The organism is Amycolatopsis sp. NPDC102389 (assembly GCF_044765885.1).
Taxonomy (GTDB): Bacteria; Actinomycetota; Actinomycetes; order Mycobacteriales; family Pseudonocardiaceae; genus Amycolatopsis.
In genome coordinates, this window is the sequence record NZ_JBIWKX010000004.1 from 218,572 (window position 1) to 239,668 (window position 21,097).

Here is a 21,097-nt window from a genome sequence, read left to right on the forward strand (position 1 = left end):
TGGGTGATCGAGTGGGGACGTCCCGTCACCACCGCACGTCGCCACTCGATCGGGGGCGGGACGCCGCCGGGTCTTCCCGCCCAGCGGGTCATATCGTGGGAAGCGATGGACGTCGAGCGCAGGCCCGGACGCCGCGGCCGGGTCGCGCGGGGTCCGGCGGAGGACAGCGGACCCGTCGCCGAGTTCGCGCGGCGGCTGTGGGAGCTGAAACGGGCCGCCGGTGACCCTTCCTACGACCGGATGCGTGACGAGTACGGCGCGCTCGCGTCGAAGTCGGCGCTGTCGGCCGCGGCCCGCGGACAGCGGCTGCCCAGCTGGGAAACATCCTGGGAGTTCGTCCGTGTGCTGGCCGCCGGAGTGCTCGGCGGTGACGAGGACGAGGTCCGCCACGAATGGCGCGGCGAATGGGAACGCGCGCGGGACGCGCTGACCGCCGGGCCCGAACCTGCCCCCGTCCGCGCTCCGGAGCGTTCGCGTCGGACGGCCTTCGTCCTCGCCGGGGCCGTGGCGCTCGTGCTCGTCGCGGCGCTGGTGTTCGTCTTCACCGCTCCGTTCGATTCCGAACCCGCCGCGCCGGTCGGCGACGCGTCGGAATTCATCGCCGACGTGACTGTGCTCGACGGCAGCGAGGTCGCGGCCGGGTCGACCTTCGTGAAGACCTGGGAGTTCCGCAACGCGGGAACGGTCGGATGGGTCGGCCGCTATCTGGTCCGCGCCGGTTCGTTCGGGAATCCCGGCGAATGCGGCACGCCCGAACGCGTACCCGTCCCGCAGACCGCGCCCGGCGAGCACGTGCGCGTCTCCGTCGAGGTACACGCGCCCGACCGTCCCGGGCATTGCCAGGTGTACTGGAAGATGGCCGACGAACAGGGCCACATCCTGCTGCCGAACACCCGCGCCGTGTTCTTCTCGGTCCGCGTCATTTGACTTTCCGGGCCGATGGCCAAAGCGCTGACCTGCACGGACAATGATTCTTCGGCCACGGCCATTTCGCGGCCGTGAATCGCTTCCGCGGCGACTTCCGGCGCCCTTAACGTCATCGGCGTCCGGGAATTCCGGACGGGGATTTTCCGAAACACTCTCACATTATTTGCGGAAAGGGAATCCATGCGTCCGTACGTCAAGGTCGCCGCACTGGCCGGGGCCACGCTCACCGTGGCGCTCCTGCCGGTCACCGCCGCACAGGCGGCTCCGGCGCCCGCTTCGGGCAGTGATCCGATCATCACCTGCGAATCCGGCTACCACGGCTGGATGCGCCGGGCCGGGAAGGACGCGATCTGCCTCAAGCCGGGCACGCGCACTTGGGACGTCAAGGTCTTCGAATGCGCGGGGGATCTGACCGTGCATTTCAAGAACGGCGAGAAGGCCTATTGCGGGGGAAACATGAAGATCGGCCTCGACCTGGCCGTCCAGTCCAATGTCGTCAAGACCGTTGTGGGGAACCGATGAAGAAGAAGCTGTTCGCCGTCGTCCCGGTCGCGCTGGCCGGCACCCTGCTGATGGCACCGTCCGCTTCGGCGGCGTCGAAGGTCTGTGAAGGCGGGCCGTTGATGGGCGGGAAGACGAAGGTCGTCGAGGTGAGCGCGGGGCAGAGCATCGACATCACCGTGCACAACCACGACTACCGGGGAATGCTCGTCCAGATCATCGACGACGTCTTCGACAAGGGGCTCTGGAGCGGGGCCATCGCGCCGGGCAAGGAGCGCACGGTCAAGCACGGCGTGCTCGGGGAGCCGCCGGTGTATCACAAGATCCGGTTCGAGGTGACCTCCGACCTGTCGAACAACTACACGTACAAGATCTCTTCGGACCGCTGCTACTGACGCGTTTAGTCCTCTGAATGCGGTAGTTGCGGGGGTTTCAGGGCTTGAGGAGGCCGCGCACGGTGTCGATGGTGTCGGCGTCCGCGGCCTCCTTGTCCGGCCGGTAGCGCACGACCCGCGCGAAGCGCAGCGCCAGCCCGCCCGGATACCGCGTGCTCACCTGCGCCCCGTCGAGTTCGATTTCGACGACGAGCTCCGGCCGCACGTGGACCGCCCAGTCCGTGCGGTGGGTCTCGATCTCCTGGAACGTCTTCGTCTGCCAGGCCAGCAGCTCGTCGGTCATGCCCTTGAACGTCTTGCCGACCATGATCGGCGGGCCGCCGTCGGGGTCGCGGGCGCCGAGATGCAGGTTCGACAGCGTGCCGGTGCGCCTGCCGTGACCCCATTCCGCGGCGAGGACGATCAGGTCGATCGTGTGCACCGGCTTCACCTTCAGCCACGCGCGCCCGCGGCGCCCCGCCGCGTAAGGCGACGCGAGGTCCTTGACCATCACGCCTTCGTGCCCGGCGGCCATCGCCGCTTCCAGCACTCCCTCGGCCGAGGCGGGCCTGATCTCGCCGGGGATGACGTGTTCGCCCGCGACCCGGCGCAGGGCGGCGTTGCGTTCGGACAGCGACGCGTCCAGCAGGTCGGTGCCGTCGAGGTGCAGGCAGTCGAAGAAGTACGGCCGCAGCAGCAGCGCCTTGACCTGCTCCTCGCGGCTGCTGCCGAACCGGCTCATCGTCTGCTGGAACGGCCTGGGCCTGCCGTCGTCGGTCAGGGCCAGCGTCTCGCCGTCGAGCACCACCGACGTGCACGGCAGGGAACGCACCAGCTCCACCAGCTCGCCGACGCTGCCGGTGATCTCCCGCAGCGTCCGCGTGTAGATGTGCACCTCGTCGCCTTCGCGGTGGACCTGGATCCGCGCACCGTCCATTTTGTACTCGACGATCGCCTCGGCGTGCTCGGTGATCGCCTCGTCCAGGGACTCCGCCGGGGAGGCTAGCATCGGCCGGATCGGCCTGCCCAAGGCCAGCTTGAACTCCGCCAGCCGCTCCTGGCCGCCGGTCATGGCCGCCAGGCCCGTCACCGGGAGCTGCCCGGACAGCATGAACGCCCGCCGGACGTCGTCGGCCGGGATCTCGGCCGCCGCCGCGATGGCGTCCACCATGATCCCTTCGAGCGCGCCCTGCCGGAGCTCGCCGGTGAGCAGCCGGAACAGGAACTCCTGCTCGTCCTTCGTCATCTTGGTGAGCAACGCCCGCAACGTCTCCGCGCGCAGCTTCACCGAGCCCGAACCGGACGCCGCCCCCACCGTGTCGAAGGCGGTGTCCACCTCGGCCACGGTCAACGACGGCTCGGCGGCCGGCGCCGCGTCCAGTGCGGCCAGCGTCCGCCAGCCGGTGCCGATGCGGCCCTGCGTCAGCTGTCCGGTGAGGAACGCGATGACAGCGGGCAGCTCCAGCTCGCCCGCGGCGCGCAGCACCGCGGCCAGGGTGGCGATCTTCGCCTTCCTGGACCTCGTGGCGGCCAGCTCGGCCGACGCGGTCACCACCGCGGTGAGCAACATGGGTCCATCATGGACCCGGGCACCGACAGTTTCGCGTTCAGGCGTGCGCGGGATCGGCGACCCAGCTGGCGAGCAGGCGGAGCGCGCGTTCGCTGTCGGAGCCGGGCTCGGCGGTGTAGATCACCAGGGCCTGGTCGGGATCGTCGGGCAGCCGCAGCGTCTCGTAGCGCAGCCGGAGTTCACCGACGATCGGGTTGATCATGACCTTCCGCGCGTGCGCCTTCTCCCGCACGGTGTGCCTCGCCCACAGCTTCCGGAAGTCCTCGCTGCCGAGGGAGAGCTCGCCGACCAGCTGGGCGAGGTACGGGTCGTCCGGATACTTCCCGCTTTCGGAGCGCAGGTTCGCGACGATCTCCTTCGCCACGGTTTCCCACTCGGGATGCATCTCGCGGGCGCTCTCGTCGAGGAAGAACAACTTCGGGATGTTGCGCTCGCCCGCCGGGAGCGCGGCGAAGTCGAGGGAAAGGGCGGTCCCGAGGGAATTCCAGGCCAGCACGTCGCCGTAGCGGCCGAGGACGAGCGCGGGGGACTGGATGGCGTTCAGCATCATCTGCAGCTCCGGCCGGACCCGCTGCGCCCGTGGCCGCGCGACGCGTTTGCGTTTCGGGGCGGCCAGATTGCGCAGGTAGGTGTCCTCGTCGCGATGCAGCCGCAGCGCCCGGCTCAGCGAATCGAGGACGGAGTCGGACACGTTGCGCGCCCGGCCCTGCTCCAGCCGCGTGTAGTAGTCGACGCTGATCCCGGCCAGCTGCGCCAGCTCCTCGCGGCGCAGCCCCGCGACCCGCCGCTGGTTGAACCCCGTCGGCAGGCCGAGGTCCGCCGGGTCCAGCGCGGCCCTGCGTGTCTTGAGGAATTCGCCCAGTCCGGCCGTCTCGGTCATGTCGACAAGTATCCCGGAACTGGCGGCGCGCGTGCCTGGCCCTGACAGACCCAGGCTGGTGGGGATTTTTGGTCCAGTGAGACCACTCTGATTTGGCTCTGTAGTTCGGGCCAAAAGGCCGCCATCGTGAAGGGCATGGACAACGAAAGAAGAGCCGTGACGATCGGCATACTGGGAGTGCTGATCGTCGGCGCGTCCGTGCCGGTCACGGGAATGCTCGACGGCTACCCCGTGATCACCGGACAGGCGCTGCGGTACGCGCTGGCGGGCGTGCTCCTGCTGGCGTGGGCGCGGCTGAGCGGGCGCCCGTTGCCGTTGCCGGGCGCGCGTGACCTGCCGTCGCTGATCGCCCTCGCGGCGACCGGGATGATCGGGTTCCAGGCGTGCCTGCTGTTCGCGCAGCGCTACGCCGAACCCGGTCTCGTCGCCGCTTTCCTCGGCGGCACACCGCTCGTGCTCGCGCTCGCCGGCCCGCTGGCGAAGGGAAAACGGCCGACGTGGGCGCCGGTGACGGGGGCGGTGCTCGCGGGACTCGGGATCGCCGTGCTGTCCGGCGGCGGCGCGGCGCGCTGGCAAGGGCTGGTGCTCGCCGCGCTGGCCATGGTCTGCGAAGCGCTGTTCACGCTGCTCGCCGTCGGCGTGCTCGAAAGGCTCGGACCGTTGGCGACCGCGACCTGGGGGTGTTTCGCCGCGGGTGCCGGCGGGGCGGTCGTCGGGACGATCGCCGACCCGTCCGGCGCCTGGGCGTGGCCGGACGGGCGTGAACTGATCGCGCTCGGCTACCTGACGGTCGTCGTCACGGCGATCGCGTTTCTTCTTTGGTACTCGGCGGTTTCGGCGCTGGGCGCGGACCGGGCCGGGGTGCTGGTCGGGCTGATGCCGGTCTCCGGCCTCGCCGTCTCGCTCCTGCTGGGCATGCAGGATTTCCGCTTCTCCCAAGTGATCGGGGTGGCGCTCGTGTCTTCAGGCGTCGTGATCGGCCTGCGCCGCCGCGAGCTCGGTGAGCCTGGCGCATTTGACGTCGAAGTGCTTGACGACGTCGCCGCCGATGATCGCGACCATGACCGCGCGCAGCGGCCCGGTGAGCGTGATCTCCTGGACGAACTCCGTGCCCTCCCCGACGGCGGTCAGCCGCAGCACGAGATCCATGGCGCCGAAGGGGATCGGCTGGCGGAAGGCGATTTCGCGGTCCTGGGCCAGGGACGTGATCGTGAACGGCTCGGCGACCCGTGAGTGCACGCGGCCGCGAAAACCGGTCGGTACGAGGAAACCGGTCGAGCCTGCTTCGGCGGGACCGTGCAGTTCGACGCCGGCGAGATCGGGATCCCAGTCGGGCCAACGGGTGAAGTCGGCCAGCGGCGCCCAGAGCGCGGACGGCGGGCAAGGAAGGATTTCGCGGGAGGTTCTCGTCCAAGTCATACCCGGACGATATACGGAACTATGAGTCTCGTAAACTGGGGTCATGGCGAGAGGCAGGCCGAGGGAAGAAGGAATCGACGACGCGGTCCGCGCGGCCGTGCGGGCGTTGCTGACCGAAACCGGTTACCAGCGCTGCACGATCGACGCGGTCGCGGCGCGGGCGGGCGTCGGCAAGGCCGCGGTGTACCGGCGATGGCGGTCGAAGGCGGAACTCGTGTTCGCCGCGGTGATCCATCCCGTCGAGCTCGAACCGCCGTCGGACACCGGCTCGCTGCGGGGCGACGTGGCGGCGGTCCTCGAAGTGATCCAGTCCTCTTTGGACAGTGCGGAACTGCGGCAGGCGCTGCCGTCGCTGCTCGCCGACGTCCGGGCGGATCCGGTGCTGGAAGCCCGGTTCGGCGAGGTCTTCCTCGGCCGTGAACGCGGATACCTGGTCCAGATGCTGGATCGGGCCGTCGCGAGAGGGGAACTCTCACGACGGCCCGATCCGGCTCTCGTCCACGCGATCCTGCTCGGCCCGGTGCTGACGTGGCTGCACCTGTTCACCGAGACACCGCCTTCGGATGGGCTCGCGGCTTCGCTCGCCTCACCGCTTCATGCGGCTGTGGTCGCTCTCGGCGCTTAGCGGCCTCCGCGTGCCATGCGGAGGACGTCGAGAGCCTCGTCCAGCTGGGCTTCGGTGAGCTTGCCGTTCGCGACGTGACCGCGTTCGATCACGACCTCGCGGATCGTCTTCAGCTCCTTGAGCGCCTGCTTCGCGATGGCCGCGGCCTCTTCGTAGCCGATGTACTTGTTCAGCGGCGTCACGATGGACGGCGAACCCTCGGCGTACTCGCGCGCGCGGCCGGCGTTCACCGTCACGCCCGCGAACACCTTGTCCGCCAGCAGCCGCGAGACCGCCGCGAGCAGCCGCGCCGATTCGAGCACGTTGCGCGCGATCACCGGCAGGTTCACGTTGAGCTGGAAGTTGCCCGCCGCGCCCGCGAAGGCCACCGCCGCGTCGTTCCCGATCACCTGGGCGACCACCTGCAGCGTCGCCTCCGGGATCACCGGGTTCACCTTGCCCGGCATGATCGACGAACCCGGCTGCAGATCCGGCAGCGCCAGTTCGGCGAGCCCGGTGCGCGGACCGGAACCCAGCCAGCGCAAGTCGTTCGCGATCTTGTTCAGCGACACCGCGACCGTGCGCAGATGCCCGGACGTCTCGACGACGCTGTCCTGCGTCGCCTGCGCCTCGAAGTGGTCGCGCGCCTCGGTCAGCGGAAGTCCGGTCACCGAAGCCAGTTCCTGCGAGACCGCCGAGCCGAAGCCTTCGGGCGCGTTCAGCCCGGACCCGACGGCGGTCCCGCCGATCGGCAGTTCACCGAGCCGCGGCAGGCCCGACTTCAGCCGTTCGACCCCGAACCGGACCTGCGAGGCCCACGCGCCCGCCTCCTGGCCGAAGGTGATCGGAACGGCGTCCATCAGATGCGTGCGGCCGGACTTCACGATGTCCGCCCATTCGCCCGCGCGCGTCTCGATGGCGGCCGCCAGGTATTCCAGAGCGGGGATCACATCGGAGAGCACTGCTTCCGTCGCGGCGACGTGGATCGTCGTCGGGAAGGTGTCGTTCGAGGACTGCGAAGCGTTGACGTGGTCGTTCGGGTGCACGTCGCGGCCGAGCGCCTTCGACGCGAGCGTCGCGATGACCTCGTTGGCGTTCATGTTCGACGACGTCCCGGAACCGGTCTGGAACACGTCGATCGGGAAGTGCGCGTCGTGCTTGCCTTCGGCGACCTCGTCCGCGGCCTTCGCGATGGCCTCGGCGACGTCGGCGTCGAGCACGCCGAGCCGCGCGTTGACCCGCGCCGCGGCGGCCTTCAGCAGGCCGAGCGCGCGGATCTGGGCGCGCTCCAGGCCCCGGCCGGAGATCGGGAAGTTCTCGACGGCGCGCTGCGTCTGCGCGCGGTAGAGGGCGTCGACGGGGACGCGCACCTCGCCCATGGTGTCGTGTTCGATCCGGTATTCCTGTTCAGCCATACCCCAAGTCTCGCGCAGCGTCTCCCGGCGCGCTCCGTGTCTTTCGGCACGCGAGGGCTAGGATCGATTGTGTTCTCGATCACGCCGCCCACCACCGGCCGGGAGAGTGCCGAATGAGCGAGTCCACTGGGGAAACGTCGTACGACCTCGTCATCATCGGGGCAGGTCCGACGGGTCTTTTCGCCGCCTACTACGCGGGATTCCGCGGTCTTTCGATGGCCGTCGTGGATTCACTGCCGGAAGCGGGCGGCCAGGTCACCGCGATGTACCCCGAAAAGATGATCTACGACGTCGGCGGGTTCGCCGAGGTCCGCGGCCGCGATCTGGTGCGGGGCCTGCTCGACCAGGCGGCGCCGTTCAAGCCCGCGTATCTGCTGGGGCGCAAGGCCGAGAAACTCGAAACCGTCGAAGGCGGCGTCACCATCACGCTCGACGGCGGACAGGTCCTGCGGGCAGGCGCGGTGCTGATCACCGCCGGGATCGGCGAGTTCACCCCGCGGCCGTTGCCCGCCGGCGACGGCTGGCTCGGCCGCGGCATGGTCCATTTCGTGCCCTCGCTGAAGGCGCACGAAGGGCAGCACGTGGTCGTCGTCGGCGGCGGGGACTCGGCTTTCGACTGGGTGCTCGCCCTGCATCCGGTCGCGGCGAGCGTCACCCTCGTGCACCGGCGCGCGAAGTTCCGCGCGGCCGAGTCGATCGTGCGGCAGGCGCGGGAACTCGGCGTGCGGATCGTCACCGACGCCGAAGTCACCCGGTTCGTCGATCGCGATGGCGCGCTGGTCGAGGTCGAGGTCCAGGTGAAGGGTGCGGAGCCCGAGATGCTGCGCGCCGACACGGTGGTCGCCGCGCTCGGTTTCACCGCGGATCTCGGGCCGATCGAAAGCTGGGGACTCCAGATCGACCACCGCGCGATCGCCGTCGATTCGACCATGGCGACCCCGCGGGAACGGGTCTACGCGGCGGGCGATGTCGCGGCGTATCCGGGGAAGGTGAAGCTGATCGCGACCGGGTTCGGGGAAGCGGCGACGGCGGTGAACAACATCGCGGTCATGCTGGACCCGGAGGCGCATCTGTTCCCGGGGCATTCGAGCAACGCCGAGTAGCGCCTCAGGCCGTGGGCGTGATCTTCTCCGCGATCCACTGCGCGTACGCCACCACCGAAGTCGCGATCGACGGCGAGGTCGCGCACACCGGATCCGCGTTGCCCGGGCGGCTGATCGTGCCCAGCAGCACCCATTTCTCGTCGACCTTGGCGATCTCCGGCCCACCGGAATCGCCGTAGCACGAACCCGTGTTCCCGCCGGGGTTGTCGGTGCACAGCTCGACGGCGCCGTCGAACTTCGCGGTGCACCGCGCGCCTTCGACGATCTTCGTGTCCAGCTGCTGCAGTTTCGCCGGACCCTTGCCACAGCCCGAAGTCGGGCATGTCTGGCCCCAGCCGAGCAGCCGTGTCGGCGTCCCGGGCGCCACGACGGCGCCGATCGCGATCGGCGCCGCCTTCACCGGGGCGGCCAGCCGCACCAGCGCGAGATCGCCGCCCGCGTGCTCGGGTTCGGTGTTGAAGGACGGGTTCACGATGATCTCGGCGGGTTTCGCGAGCTCGCCGCCCTGGGTGTTGTCGTTGCTGCCGATCCGCGCGCCCAGGTTCGCCGGATTCTTGCCCTCGACACAGTGCCCCGCCGTCACGAGCCAGTCCGCCGCGATCAGCGTCCCCGCGCAGAAAGCCTTGCCGGAGGCGGAATGCAGCGAAACGACGAACGGATACGGCTCGTCGGCCTCTCTGCCGCCGACGAGGTCGCCCGCGCCCGTGGCCTGCCCGACCGGCGTGAAGACCATCGCCGCGAGCAGGACCACGAGCACGCGCTTGAGCACGGTTTCTCCTTACGGGAGCGGGGGAACTACGTCATCTTCCAGGGAATCGTCGAGGTGGCCGTCGAAGTTGACGGACGAGTACGAGCGGAGCTTGGTCAGCCGGTGGTAGCCGTCGATCATCCGGACCGTGCCGGACTTCGACCGCATCACGATCGACTGGGTCGTGGCGCCGCCCGCGCGGTAGTGCACGCCGCGCAGCAGGTCGCCGTCGGTGACGCCGGTGGCGCAGAAGAACACGTTGTCGCCGCGGACGAGGTCGTCGTTGCCGAGCACGCGGTCGAGGTCGTGACCCGCGGCCAGCGCCTTCTCGCGCTCCGCGTCGTCCTTCGGCCACAGCCGGCCCTGCAGTTCGCCGCCGAGGCACTTCATCGCGCAGGCCGCGATGATGCCTTCGGGGGTGCCGCCGATGCCGAGCAGCATGTCGACGCCGGTGCTGGGCCGGGCCGCGGCGATCGCGCCCGCGACGTCGCCGTCGGAGATGAACCGGATCCGGGCGCCCGCCTCGCGGACCTCCTTGATCAGCTGCTCGTGCCGCGGCCGGTCGAGGATGCACACGGTGACGTCGGAGACGCTGGAGTTCTTGGCCTTCGCGACCCGGCGGATGTTCTCCGAGATCGGGGCGGCCAGGTCGACCTTGCCCGCGGCGTCCGGGCCGACGGCGAGCTTCTCCATGTAGAACACCGCGGACGGGTCGAACATCGCGCCGCGTTCGGCGACCGCGAGCACGGCCAGCGCGTTCGGCATGCCCTTGGCCATCAGGGTCGTCCCGTCGACCGGGTCGACCGCGACATCGCAGTCCGGCCCGTCGCCGTTGCCGACCTCTTCCCCGTTGAACAGCATCGGGGCTTCGTCCTTCTCGCCTTCGCCGATGACGACGACGCCGCGCATCGACACGGTCGAGACCAGCTGGCGCATCGCGTCCACGGCGGCCCCGTCCCCGCCGATCTTGTCCCCGCGCCCCACCCAGCGGCCCGCGGCCATCGCGGCGGCTTCGGTCACGCGGACCAGTTCCATCGCGAGGTTGCGGTCGGGCGCTTCAGGACGTCGAGAAGAGCTGGCGGACGAGGTGGGGGTGGGCATGCGGCCTCCCGGGTCAGGAACTCGGCGGGGTCCCAGTCTCTCAGATACCCACGGTGGTTCGGTGGCGCGCGAGCATGGTGAACGTCACTGACCGTCGCCGGCCTCGTCCTCGACGGACGACAGCGCGGCCTCGATCCGCTCACGCGCGCCCTCGAGGTGGTGCTCGCAGACCTTCGCCAGCTGCTCGCCCTTCTCCCACAGGGCGAGCGACTGCTCCAGGGACAGCCCGCCCGCTTCGAGCTCGCGGACGACCTCCACCAGCCTGTCGCGGGCCTGCTCGTAGCCGAGTTCGGCGGTCTCGCCACCGGGTTTGCTCACGCTGTGCTTCCTTCTACCGGACGTCGGTGCTTGCCGATACCCGCGCACACTACCGCGCCGGCCATGGCGTTGTCGTAACCCACGAAGGCGAGAGCGAACTCCTGGCCGTCACCCTCAGCGATCGCGCTGACGAGGTTCTCCTGGGCCCGCGCCACCCGTTTGCGGTGCACGGAACCGTCCGCGAACCACCATCGGGTGCCGACGTGCTCGGCCGTCGCTTCGGAGAGTTTGCGCAGCTGGGAATCGAGACCCCGCTTTGTCGAAAACTCGCAGCCCGCCAGCAGCACGGTCCAGCATTCCCCGGCCGCGCGGTCGGTCAGCAGCGCGTTGCGCAGCACCTCCGGCGCGTCGGCACGTCTCGCGGCGTCGATGGTCAAAGGCAGGAAACTCGCCGTCAACGCCCCTCCTCCGGCTCTCCTGAGACGACGGCGCCGAGCGCGCCGTCGACCACGCGGACGCGCAGTTTCGCGCCGTCCACGACCTCGGAGACGGACCGGAGTACCTGGAGGTTGCCTTCGGAATCGGTGTACTGCACCACGGCGTAGCCGCGTTCGAGGGTCGCCGCCGGGCCGAGCGCGGTCAGCCGCGCGCGGGCGCTGGCGATCTCGGCCTGGTCCTTCGCTAGCAGCGTGAGCATCGCGCGGCGCCCGCGCTCGCGGTGGATCTCGACGTCGTCGGAGCGCCGCTGGATCGGGCCGAGCGGATCGGCGAGCACGGGACGGCTGCGCATCTGGTTCAGCAGCCTGACCTGCGTGTCCACCCAGCCGTGAAGGGCGCGGCGGCCGCGATCGCGCATCTGGTGGACGCGCTGGGTCTCCTCGCGCACGTCGGGCACGATCCGCTTGCTGGCGTCGGTCGGGGTCGAGCAGCGGAGATCGGCGACGTGATCGAGCAGCGGGGTGTCGGGCTCGTGCCCGATGGCGCTGACCACCGGTGTCCCGGCCGCGGACACGGCGCGGCACAGCGCTTCGTCGGAGAACGGCAGCAGGTCTTCCACGCTGCCGCCGCCGCGCGCGATCACGATGACGTCGACGTCCGGGTCACGGTCCAATTTGGACAGTGCCTGGAGGATCTGCGGGACGGCGAGCGAACCCTGCACGGCGGTGTTGATCACCTTGAACGCGACATGCGGCCAGCGGGCCTGCGCGTTCACCAGCACGTCGCGTTCGGCGGCGGACGCGCGTCCGGTGATCAACCCGATTCCCTTGGGCAGGAACGGGATCTTGCGTTTGCGCTCCGGCGCGAACAGGCCCTCGGCGGCCAGCAGCCGCCGCAGCCGCTCGATTCGCGCGAGCAGTTCGCCGATGCCGACCGCGCGGATCTCGTTGGCGCGCAGGCTCAGCGAACCGCGGTTCATGAAGAACGTCGGCTTCGCGTGCACCACGACGCTCGCGCCCTCGCGCAACGGCGGTTCGATCGTGCGCAGCAAGCCCATCGGGCAGGTCACCGACATCGAGACGTCCGCCGACGGGTCGCGCAGCGTCAGGAACGCGGTGTTGGTGCCTTGGCGGGCGGAGATCTGCGTGACCTGCCCCTCGACCCAGACGGCGCCGAGCCGGTTGATCCACTCGCCGACCTTGCGGGCCACCGTGCGGACCGGCCACGGGTTTTCGGCGGTGGTGGACGGACCCGCGGCTGAGGTGGGTTCGGCGCTCACGGGCCTTCCGTGCCGTCGCCGTCGGCCTTCTTCACGTTCCCGATACGCCGTGCGAGCATGCCGACGAACGACGCCCTGTCGGCGTTCGCCCGCTCGTAGGCCAGCAGCTCTTCCAGCTGCGCGAGGTCGAACCGGCGCAGGCGGGCGCGCAGCTGCGGCAGGGTGAGCGTGTCGTAGTCGTCCAGCCCGGCGGGTTTCGCATCGACGGGTGCCGCGGAACTGTCGAACTCGCCGTCGGCGTGCTCCTCGGCGAGCGCGCGCTCTTCTTCAGCCCACGGGTCCTCGGTGAGCGCTTCGAGGTCGTGAAGGTGCCCGTTCGTCTCCGCGCGCGGTTCGGGGACTTCAGGGTCTTCCCGCAGCGGGATTACACACGAGTCGCGTTCGTACCGGCGTTCGCCGAGGTCCGGCGGGAGATCTTCGTCGAAGGTCGCCCAGCTGGGCGTGTCCTCGACCGGGCGGAGGCCCGACAGCGCGTCGTCGCCCTTGATCGCGAGCTCGGTGACGTGCTGCTGGACGCGCATGGAGAACTGGAGCACCTGGCTGACCACCGTGACGGGGAGCCCGGTGAGCTGCTTGGGAAGTTCGCGAACCCGCTCGGCGGTGGTGACGGCGAGGCCCGCGGCGACCCGGAGGGGGAGCGGGAGAGGCTTCATGCGTCTAGCCTGCCGTATTTGGTCCATCCTGCCCAACCGAACGGGTGGGTCGGCTCACAGGACGTGACTCCACGCACATACTTTCGAGGGGTTCCCTGGTCACCTGAACGTGAGTGCGAGGAGCCCCCGGGGCAGCCCGTACCCTGGGGGCATGAGTTCTGCGAGTCCCGGAATCACGCCCGCCGGCAGTCCGACGATCAGCGAGTCCGGTGTGCCGGCAGGTGGCAAACGTGTCCTGCTGGCCAAGCCTCGCGGCTACTGCGCGGGGGTCGACCGCGCGGTCATCGCCGTCGAAAAGGCACTCGAGCTCTACGGCGCACCGGTGTACGTGCGCAAGGAGATCGTGCACAACCGGCACGTCGTGGAGACCCTGCGCGAGCGCGGGGTGATCTTCGTCGACGAGACCTCCGAGGTGCCCGAAGGCGAACTGGTGGTGTTCTCCGCGCACGGCGTCTCGCCCGCGGTGCACGCCGAAGCCGCCGAGCGCAACCTGCGGACCATCGACGCGACCTGCCCGCTCGTGACCAAGGTGCACAAGGAAGTCAACCGGTTCGCGAAGGACGACTACGACATCCTGCTGATCGGCCACGAAGGCCACGAAGAGGTCGAAGGCACCGCCGGCGAGGCTCCCGACAAGGTGCAGCTCGTCGACACCGCCGAGGACGTCGACAAGGTCGAGGTCCGCGACCCGTCGAAGGTCATCTGGCTTTCGCAGACCACCCTTTCGGTGGACGAGACCATGGAGCGCGTCGATCAGCTGCGGGACAAGTTCCCGGGCTTGGCCGACCCGCCCAGCGACGACATCTGCTACGCCACCACGAACCGCCAGGTCGCGGTCAAGGCCATGGCCGCCGAGTGCGACCTGGTGCTGGTGGTCGGCTCGACGAACTCGTCCAACTCGAAGCGGCTGGTCGAGGTCGCGCTGAAGGCGGGGGCGCGCGCGTCGCACCTGGTCGACTTCGCACACGAGGTCGACGAAGCCTGGCTCGAAGGTGTCGAGACCGTCGGCGTCACCAGTGGCGCTTCTGTGCCGGAGGTGCTGGTCATGGACCTGCTGGCGTGGCTGGCCGAGCGCGGCTGGGACAGCGTCGACGAGGTCACCACGGCGAACGAGAAGATCGCGTTCGCGCTGCCGCACGAGCTGCGCAAGGCCGCGAAGGCCTGACGTTCCTTACGAGAAGGGGCCGTCCGAGGAACTCCTCGGGCGGCCCCTTCTTTGATCGGGCTCAAGCCGCTGGTCAGCGGCTCAGGTGGTAGCAAAGGTCCCTTGCTTCACCGCTCGTCGTCCCACGGTCGGCGGCGGGGCGGCTGCCCTCCGCGGCGCGGGTCGTCCGCACGCGGCGGACGGCGGCGAGGGGCGCCGGGGGCGCTTTCGCCACGGGGGTCGCGGCGGCGGGGTTCGCCGTCCTCGGGCGGCCGCGGCCGCCGGGGCTGACGTCCCGGGGGCGGTGGTTTGCGGGCGCCGGGCTCGGCGTCTCGGCGGGGGCGTCGCTCGTCGTCGACCGGAGGACGACGGCGGGGCGGCGCACCGTCTCGCGGAGCACCGCGGCGGGAAGGCGGAGGCGGCGTCTGACCGGTCCGGGACGCCGGACGGCCACGGCCTGGCGCGGCGGCCGCGGCGGGACGGCCGGCGGGCTTGGCCTCGTCGCGACGTTCCGGTTTGGTACCCGGCTTCACCTTCACCGGGGCCTCGGGATCGCGTTCGCGGTAGATGCGGAAGACGCCGATCGCCAAGGTGACGCCGGTGGTGATGGCCATCGTCGGGAAGCCGTTGATCAGCGGCGTGCCGACGTCGAAGGCTCTCGAAAGGAGATCTGTGCCCTTGCTGCCGTCCGAGGTCAGGAGGATTACTCCCGGGACGGTCACGGCGAGGACCAGGGGCGGCTGCACCATCGGGCCGAACAACCCGCGGCGCTGGACGGCCACCACGGCGGCCACCGCGCCGAGCGCGTAGCAGGCTTTGAACAGCAGGCCCAGGTCCTTCTGCATCATCATGTCGACGAAGGCGCCAAGGATGGCGAGCCCGAAACCCACCAGGACGGCCGCCCACCAGGGCAGCCCGCGCCTGGCGCCGACGAGCGGACGCTCGTCCCAGGCAACGGGGACGTCGTCGGCATCAGGATCGCTCTGGCGATCGCGAATCGCGGTCACAGGCTCCACCGTATATCCAAGCTGCGGACATACCGCCAACAGGCGGTGTGTCCATCGCCTGGTAGTGGTCATTCCGGACCACCCGGACGGACCGCCCGGGTACTTACCGGAGGTACTACGAGTAGGCGGGCGACAAGGTTGTCTGCCGGGCCTAAACGGAGCCTGTGATTCCGGAAACCGCAGGTGAGGAAGGCTGCTGCCGACGCCCCTGCACCTCATCGCACGCGGTGAAGGGCGCTTTCCCCGCATCGCATGCGGGGAAAGTCCCCTTCAGCCCCTGACGCAGCGAACCTCGAACGAGCGATTCACGAAGCAGGGAGTTCGTCCGCCTTCCTGATCAAGGGCACCGGCGCCGGGCTGCCCGCGGCGTCCGTCAGCGGCGAGACCGTGCTCCGGAAGCTCTCGAGCGCCTCCAGCTCCCGCCGCCGGGCGGAGATGAAACGCTGCAGATGGGTGCTCGACAGGTTCAGCGCGTCGACCGCGTTGCCGGCGGCCCGGTGCGCGGCCGCGGCGCCCGCCCGGACCTGCTCGACGTCCTCGACCAGCGCCCGTTCGGTCGCGGCGAACAGCGCGGCGGAGGCCAGCACGGCGAACCCCGTCGGCCCACAGAGGAAGACCCGCCGGTCCAGCATCCAGCGCAGCAGCTCGGGGTCGGTGTCCAGCGCGGCGACCACGGCCGCGTCGGAGGGGACGAACATGATCGTCCCGTAGATCGCGTCGGCCCAGCGCTGGTAGCCCTTGCCCGCCAGCTCGGCCGCCCGCGACCGGAGCTGCCGGACGTGGACGCGCAACGCGTCCAGCCGTTCTTCTGGGTCGTCGGTCTCGACGGCTTCGGCCCAGCAGGCCATGCTCGCCTTCGCGTCGACAGGCACTGTCCGGCCGCCGCCGACCCGCAGCACCATGTCCGGTTTCGCGGCGCCGCCGCCCGCCAGATCGGTCTGCAGCGTGAAGTGCAGCTCCTCGCGGAGCCCGAGCGCGCGTGCGGTTTCCAGGAGCACCTGCTCGCCCAGCTCGCCCCGGCCGCTGATCGAGGCGAACGCGACCTCGTACCGGCGCAGCGCGAGCTGCTGCTGATCCCCCTTCGCCCGCTCGGCGGCGACCAGTTTCGCCGCCGCGTCCGCCCGCCGCATGCCGTCGTTGTACAGCCGCCACAGCAGCGCGACGGCCACGAGCAGCAGCAACGCGAGCACGACGGCCGCGGTGGTGATCACCGTCGCCACCGGTACCTCCCCTCCGGATCCGAGTCGGGGACATCATGGCGGAACCCACCGACAAAAACGGAACGGCTCGGTCGCGCTCCGTATCTGACCTGCGCCGTCCCCGGCGTGTCGGAAAGCGCGGTGCCGCCAAGGGCGCGCCTCCCCTCTCCGGCCGGTGCGCGGCCCTACCTTGGGCTGCGTGAAGCTCCTGCACACGTCCGACTGGCATATCGGCCGCACCTTCCACGGCGCCGATCTGCTCGCCGAGCAGGAAACCGTGCTCGGCCATCTCGCCGACCTCGTGGCCGCCGAGTCGGTCGACGTCGTGCTCGTGTCCGGGGACATCTACGACCGCGCGGTGCCCTCCGCGGAGGCCGTCCGCGTGGCCACCACGGCGCTGGGCCGGATCCGCCAGGCCGGGGCGAAACTGGTGATGACACCGGGCAACCACGACTCCGCGCCGCGGCTGGGCGCGTTCGCCGAATTCGCCGCGGCGGGCGGGCTGTATCTGCGTGCCACGATCGACGGTCTCGCCGAGCCGGTGCTGCTGGCGGACGAGCACGGCGAGGTCGCGCTCTACGGGATCCCGTACCTCGAACCGGAGCCCGCGCGCCACGCCCTCGGCGTGCCCGAAGCCCGCGGCCACACCGGCGTCCTCACCGAAGCGATGCGGCGGATCCGCGAGGATCTCGCCACCCGGCCGTCCGGGACGCGGTCGGTGGTGCTCGCGCACGCCTTCGTCACCGGTGGCGAGCCGACCGAATCCGAGCGGACCATCGCGGTCGGCGGCGTCGAGCAGGTGCCGGGTTCGGTGTTCGACGGCGTCGACTACGTCGCACTGGGCCACCTCCACGGCCCGCAGACCCTCGCCGAGCACCTGCGCTATTCGGGCAGCCCGCTGGCGTATTCGTTTTCCGAGGCACGCCAACGGAAATCGGTCTGGCTGGTGGAACTCGGCGCCGACGGACTGGCCGAGGTCCGGCGCCACGAACTGCCGGTGCCGCGCCGGCTCGCGACGCTGCGCGGCGAGCTGGCGGATCTCCTCTCGGATCCGGAGCACGACGGCCTCACCGACCATTTCCTCTCCTTCACCGTCACCGATCGGGTCCGTCCGATCGACGCGATGCGCAAGCTGCGTGAGAGGTTCCCGTACGCGGTGCACATGGACTGGCAGCCGGAAGGCGGCCACGACGGAGCGACGCTGAAGTACGCCGAAGCCGTCCGCGGGCGGTCCGACGTCGAGATCACCCGCAGCTTCCTGGAGGACTGCCGCGGCTCCGCGCCGTCGGAGAGCGAGGAGCGGCTGGTGCTGGCGGCGCTGGGCGCGGCGGGCAGGGAGCGCGAAGTATGAGACTGCACCGGTTGGAGGTCGCCGCTTTCGGTCCGTACGCGGGCCGGGAGGTGGTGGACTTCGACGTGCTCGGCGCCGACGGGCTGTTCCTGCTGCACGGCGACACCGGCGCGGGGAAGACGACGCTGCTCGACGCGATCGCGTTCGCGTTGTTCGGCACCGTCCCCGGCGCTCGCGGCGAGGTCAAACGGCTGCGCTGCGACCTCGCCGAGCCGGACCAGGTCACCGAGGTCGTCCTCGAACTGACCGTGCAGGGCCAGCGGATGCGGATCGCGCGCAATCCCGAATACCAGCGGCCCAAGCGCCGCGGCGAGGGAATGACCGTCCAGCAGGCGAAAGCGGTGCTGAGCTGGGTCGGCACGGTGCCCGCCGGGCACGTGGCCGAGGGCATCACGCGGATCGACGAGGTCGCGCGCACGGTCGAGCGGCTCATCGGCATGACGCACGAGCAGTTCTTCCAGGTGGTCCTGCTGCCGCAGGGCGAATTCGCGCGGTTCCTGCGCGCGAACACGGCCGAGCGTGAGGAGCTGCTGGAGCGCCTGTTCGGCACCGAGCGCTTCTCCGATGTCGAGAACTGGTTCGCGAATCTGCGTGCCGAACGCGGCCGCGAGTTGTCGGCACGGCAGCAGTCGTTGCGGGAGTGGGTCGCCCGCTTCGCACAGGTCGCGCGGCAGGAAGCCCCCGAAGAGGGGCAGGCCGAGTGGGTCGGCGAGGTGCTCGCCGAGTCGGCGCGTCGCGTCGGCGAAGCGAAGGAACGCGACACGAAGGCCCGTGCGGCGGCCAAGAAGGCCGAGGCCGTCTGGCAGGAGAACCGGTCCACCGCCGAACGGATCCGCCGGGTGCGCACGGCGTACACGCGGCTGTCGGTGATCGCCGAGCAGGCGGACCAGCGTGCGGAGTGGGCGGAAGAGGTCGAGGCGGCTCATCGTGCGGCGGGGGTGGTCGCGGAGGCCGATCTCCTCGATCGCAGGTTGGATCAGCTCACGGAGGCCGAAGCCGTCGAGGCTCTCCGGGCTCAGGAAGTGCCCGACGCCGCAGACAGTTCCGCCGCCGAGCTTCGCGCTCGCGCCGGCGGGTTGCGGGAAGAAGCGGGCGCGCTCGCCGAACTCGTGGCGGAAAGCGAACAGCAGCAACGAGATCTGGCTCGGCGCGATCAACTGAACGCGGCCGCCGAGAAGGCGAAGAAGCAGGCTGAGGAGTTCGCCGCCGAACTGGGTGCCGCGCCCGAGAAGGTCGCGGCTTTGCGTGCCGAAGCAGCCGCTGCCGCCGAAGCCGAAGCGAAGCTCGAGGGCGCCCGCGCTCGTGTCGACGAGCTGACCGCGCTGGCCCGCGACGCCGACGAGATGCCTCGGGCGCACCAAGCCGTCACGCAAGCGCGTGGAGTGGTCAGCGAGGCCGTGGACGGCCATCAGCAGGCCCGGCAGCACCGGCTGGACCTGCGGGAGCGGCGACTCGAAGGGATGGCGGCCGAGCTCGCGGCCGGTCTCCGCTCGGGCGAAGACTGCCCGGTTTGCGGGGCGACGGAACATCCTTCGCCGGCGACGCACACCGGCGGCCTGGTCGATCCCGAGGACGAACGCCGCGCCGAAGTCGCGGAGCAGCAGGCGCATATGCGGCGTGAGAAGGCGAAAGCCGCGTTGCAGGAGGCCGAAAACCGCCTGGCGGTCTTGGTCGAGCGGCTGGGCGAGCACACCGCCGAGACCCTGCGGGCCGGGCTCGGTGAGGCCCGCGATCTGGTCGCCACGCTGTCCGAGGCGGCTCGTCGGAAGCCTGCTCTCGAGGTGCGGCTTCTTGAAATGGAACGGAAGATCGAGCAGCTGACCGAACGTCGCCGCGCGGCCGAGCGGACCGCCGTCGAGGTCGAGACCGAGGCCCGAGGCCTCGTCGAACGGCTGGCAGAACGCGAAGAACGGTTGGAATCCGCACGCGGCGAGTTCGCCGATGTCGGGGCGAAGCGCCGGCACCTGCTCGGCTTCGCGACCCGTCTCGACGCGCTGGCCGAAGCACGGCTCGCCGTCACCGGAGCCCGTGAACGCCGTGACGAGCAGGCGAAACTGGTCAAGGAAGCGTTGCGGGCCAAGGGTTTCGCGAATCTCGACGAGATGCGCGCCGCGGCGCGGCCGGATGAGCAGATCACGAAACTGGAAGCCAGCCTCGCCGACGCGAAGGTGATGGAGCGGGCCGCCCGTGAGGAACTCGCGCAACCCGACTTGTTCGGTATCTCGCCGGAGGACGAGATCGACGTCGGCGCTTCGGCGGACGCGGCGCAGGACACGCGAGGCGAGGCCGAACAGGCGCTCGTGGCGCTGCGCGCGGCCACTTCACAGCACGCCGACCTGACGAAACTGGCCGAGCGGGTGACGTCCCTGATGGCGGACCTGGCGCCGGTCGAAGAGCGGTACCTCGAACTGAAGGCGCTGGCCGAAGTGGTCAACGGACGCGGGCAGAACGCGCGGAAGATGTCGCTGCGCTCGTACGTCCTCGCCGCGAGGCTGGAGGAGGTCGCGGTCGCGGCGACCGCGCGGCTGCGGACGATGAGCCAGGGCCGCTACTCCTTCGTGCACTCCGACGCCGCCGGGGCGCGGGGCACCCGTGGCGGGCTCGGCCTCGACGTGCTCGACGACTACTCCGGCACCATCCGGCCCGCGAAGACGCTTTCGGGCGGCGAGTCCTTCCTCGCGTCACTCTCACTGGCCCTGGGCCTCGCCGACGTCGTCGCCGCCGAAACCGGCGGAGCGCTGCTGGACACACTGTTCATCGACGAGGGCTTCGGCACGCTGGACGCCGAGACGCTCGACATCGTCATGAACATCCTCGACGAGCTTCGCGCGGGCGGGCGAGTGGTCGGGCTGGTGTCGCATGTCGAGGAACTGCGGCAGCGGATCCCGACGCGGCTGCGGATCCGGAAGGCGCGTACGGGCTCTTCGGTGGAGATCCACGCCGCCTGACCCGCGTTGAGCCTCGTGAGTGGTAAGGACGGTTCTATTTGAGCCGAAGGTCAAACGTGGCGTGTTCTCGGGCGGGCCGATGGTGGGCTGAAGGCTCCCTTCGTCGCGTCTAATGCGGTGAAAGAAGCCTTCGGCCCTGGTCAAGCTCGGGTCGTGAGTGGCGTTTCGGGTTAGAACC

At 70.2% G+C, this 21,097-nt stretch carries 20 protein-coding genes and 1 pseudogene; 9 read left to right on the forward strand and 12 right to left on the reverse strand.

Annotated elements, in window-relative coordinates:
- Positions 1–105 precede the first annotated feature (105 nt).
- From ACIRGA_RS06595 to ACIRGA_RS06605, 3 genes are all read left to right on the forward strand, one after another.
- Positions 106–927: an NBR1-Ig-like domain-containing protein gene (locus ACIRGA_RS06595; RefSeq protein ID WP_400937317.1), complete on the forward strand. Its 822-nt coding sequence runs from the start codon at positions 106–108 to the stop codon at positions 925–927.
- A 180-nt stretch (positions 928–1,107) separates the two neighbouring features.
- Positions 1,108–1,449 (forward strand): hypothetical protein, encoded by a 342-nt coding sequence (locus tag ACIRGA_RS06600; RefSeq protein ID WP_093936600.1) that lies wholly within the window; start codon positions 1,108–1,110, stop codon positions 1,447–1,449.
- Positions 1,446–1,823, forward strand: coding sequence for a hypothetical protein (locus ACIRGA_RS06605; protein WP_395875057.1), 378 nt, complete (start codon positions 1,446–1,448; stop codon positions 1,821–1,823). Before ACIRGA_RS06600 ends, ACIRGA_RS06605 begins: the two co-directional genes overlap by 4 nt.
- Positions 1,824–1,860: 37 nt before the next feature.
- Here the strand turns inward: ACIRGA_RS06605 and ACIRGA_RS06610 are convergent, their stop codons facing one another.
- Both ACIRGA_RS06610 and ACIRGA_RS06615 read right to left on the reverse strand, forming a co-directional pair.
- Positions 1,861–3,372 carry an ATP-dependent DNA ligase gene (locus tag ACIRGA_RS06610; RefSeq protein WP_400937321.1) on the reverse strand — a complete coding sequence of 504 codons (1,512 nt, stop codon included), beginning with the start codon at positions 3,370–3,372 and terminating at the stop codon, positions 1,861–1,863.
- A gap of 37 nt (positions 3,373–3,409) precedes the next feature.
- Positions 3,410–4,252 carry a helix-turn-helix domain-containing protein gene (locus tag ACIRGA_RS06615; RefSeq protein WP_400937323.1) on the reverse strand — a complete coding sequence of 281 codons (843 nt, stop codon included), beginning with the start codon at positions 4,250–4,252 and terminating at the stop codon, positions 3,410–3,412.
- 135 nt (positions 4,253–4,387) lie between these two features.
- On the opposite strand from ACIRGA_RS06615, the pseudogene ACIRGA_RS06620 reads away from it, so the two are divergent.
- A pseudogene (locus ACIRGA_RS06620) lies at positions 4,388–5,218 on the forward strand (DMT family transporter); the annotation flags it as partial.
- On the opposite strand, the gene ACIRGA_RS06625 reads toward ACIRGA_RS06620, so the two are convergent.
- Positions 5,216–5,716: an SRPBCC family protein gene (locus ACIRGA_RS06625; protein ID WP_400937325.1), complete on the reverse strand. Its 501-nt coding sequence runs from the start codon at positions 5,714–5,716 to the stop codon at positions 5,216–5,218. The pseudogene ACIRGA_RS06620 and the gene ACIRGA_RS06625 overlap by 3 nt on opposite strands.
- Between ACIRGA_RS06625 and ACIRGA_RS06630 the strand changes: the two genes are divergently transcribed.
- Positions 5,715–6,296: a TetR/AcrR family transcriptional regulator gene (locus ACIRGA_RS06630; RefSeq protein ID WP_400937328.1), complete on the forward strand. Its 582-nt coding sequence runs from the start codon at positions 5,715–5,717 to the stop codon at positions 6,294–6,296. The two genes, ACIRGA_RS06625 and ACIRGA_RS06630, sit on opposite strands and share 2 nt — an antisense overlap.
- Here ACIRGA_RS06630 and ACIRGA_RS06635 read toward each other — a convergent pair.
- Positions 6,293–7,690: a class II fumarate hydratase gene (locus ACIRGA_RS06635; protein ID WP_400937331.1), complete on the reverse strand. Its 1,398-nt coding sequence runs from the start codon at positions 7,688–7,690 to the stop codon at positions 6,293–6,295. The two genes, ACIRGA_RS06630 and ACIRGA_RS06635, sit on opposite strands and share 4 nt — an antisense overlap.
- 113 nt (positions 7,691–7,803) lie before the next feature.
- On the opposite strand from ACIRGA_RS06635, the gene ACIRGA_RS06640 reads away from it, so the two are divergent.
- Positions 7,804–8,793 carry an NAD(P)/FAD-dependent oxidoreductase gene (locus ACIRGA_RS06640; RefSeq protein WP_400937332.1) on the forward strand — a complete coding sequence of 330 codons (990 nt, stop codon included), beginning with the start codon at positions 7,804–7,806 and terminating at the stop codon, positions 8,791–8,793.
- Positions 8,794–8,797: 4 nt separating this feature from the next.
- Here ACIRGA_RS06640 and ACIRGA_RS06645 read toward each other — a convergent pair whose 3' ends face one another.
- The 6 genes from ACIRGA_RS06645 to ACIRGA_RS06670 all read right to left on the reverse strand — a co-directional run bounded on the left by ACIRGA_RS06645 (position 8,798) and on the right by ACIRGA_RS06670 (position 13,270).
- A complete protein-coding gene (locus ACIRGA_RS06645) occupies positions 8,798–9,562 on the reverse strand; it encodes a S1 family peptidase (RefSeq protein ID WP_400937335.1) in 765 nt (254 codons plus the stop codon).
- Positions 9,563–9,571: 9 nt separating this feature from the next.
- Positions 9,572–10,642, reverse strand: coding sequence for a class II fructose-bisphosphatase (glpX, locus tag ACIRGA_RS06650; RefSeq protein ID WP_400937337.1), 1,071 nt, complete (start codon positions 10,640–10,642; stop codon positions 9,572–9,574).
- 84 nt (positions 10,643–10,726) lie between these two features.
- Positions 10,727–10,960, reverse strand: a complete 234-nt coding sequence (locus ACIRGA_RS06655; protein ID WP_240599782.1) for an exodeoxyribonuclease VII small subunit — start codon at positions 10,958–10,960, stop codon at positions 10,727–10,729.
- Entirely contained in the window at positions 10,957–11,358 is a 402-nt protein-coding gene (locus ACIRGA_RS06660) for a hypothetical protein (RefSeq protein WP_400937340.1), read from the reverse strand. The genes ACIRGA_RS06655 and ACIRGA_RS06660 overlap by 4 nt, the downstream gene beginning before the upstream one ends.
- Positions 11,355–12,617 carry an exodeoxyribonuclease VII large subunit gene (gene xseA / locus ACIRGA_RS06665; protein ID WP_038508452.1) on the reverse strand — a complete coding sequence of 421 codons (1,263 nt, stop codon included), beginning with the start codon at positions 12,615–12,617 and terminating at the stop codon, positions 11,355–11,357. The genes ACIRGA_RS06660 and xseA overlap by 4 nt, the downstream gene beginning before the upstream one ends.
- Positions 12,614–13,270, reverse strand: a complete 657-nt coding sequence (locus tag ACIRGA_RS06670) for a lipid droplet-associated protein (RefSeq protein ID WP_400937342.1) — start codon at positions 13,268–13,270, stop codon at positions 12,614–12,616. The genes xseA and ACIRGA_RS06670 overlap by 4 nt, the downstream gene beginning before the upstream one ends.
- A gap of 151 nt (positions 13,271–13,421) precedes the next feature.
- On the opposite strand from ACIRGA_RS06670, the gene ACIRGA_RS06675 reads away from it, so the two are divergent.
- Positions 13,422–14,435: a 4-hydroxy-3-methylbut-2-enyl diphosphate reductase gene (locus tag ACIRGA_RS06675; protein ID WP_400937345.1), complete on the forward strand. Its 1,014-nt coding sequence runs from the start codon at positions 13,422–13,424 to the stop codon at positions 14,433–14,435.
- Between the two features lie 107 nt (positions 14,436–14,542).
- Here the strand turns inward: ACIRGA_RS06675 and ACIRGA_RS06680 are convergent, their stop codons facing one another.
- Complete coding sequence (locus ACIRGA_RS06680; RefSeq protein WP_400937347.1) at positions 14,543–15,421, reverse strand: DUF6542 domain-containing protein; 879 nt, start codon at positions 15,419–15,421, stop codon at positions 14,543–14,545.
- A 305-nt stretch (positions 15,422–15,726) separates the two neighbouring features.
- Positions 15,727–16,641: a DNA recombination protein RmuC gene (gene rmuC / locus ACIRGA_RS06685; RefSeq protein ID WP_400937350.1), complete on the reverse strand. Its 915-nt coding sequence runs from the start codon at positions 16,639–16,641 to the stop codon at positions 15,727–15,729.
- Positions 16,642–16,819: 178 nt separating this feature from the next.
- Between rmuC and ACIRGA_RS06690 the strand changes: the two genes are divergently transcribed.
- The gene (locus ACIRGA_RS06690) at positions 16,820–17,971 is read left to right on the forward strand and encodes an exonuclease SbcCD subunit D (protein WP_400937353.1); all 1,152 of its coding nucleotides are present in this window, start codon (positions 16,820–16,822) and stop codon (positions 17,969–17,971) included.
- The gene (locus ACIRGA_RS06695; protein WP_400937356.1) at positions 17,968–20,919 is read left to right on the forward strand and encodes an AAA family ATPase; all 2,952 of its coding nucleotides are present in this window, start codon (positions 17,968–17,970) and stop codon (positions 20,917–20,919) included. The genes ACIRGA_RS06690 and ACIRGA_RS06695 overlap by 4 nt, the downstream gene beginning before the upstream one ends.
- Positions 20,920–21,097: the final 178 nt, after the last annotated feature.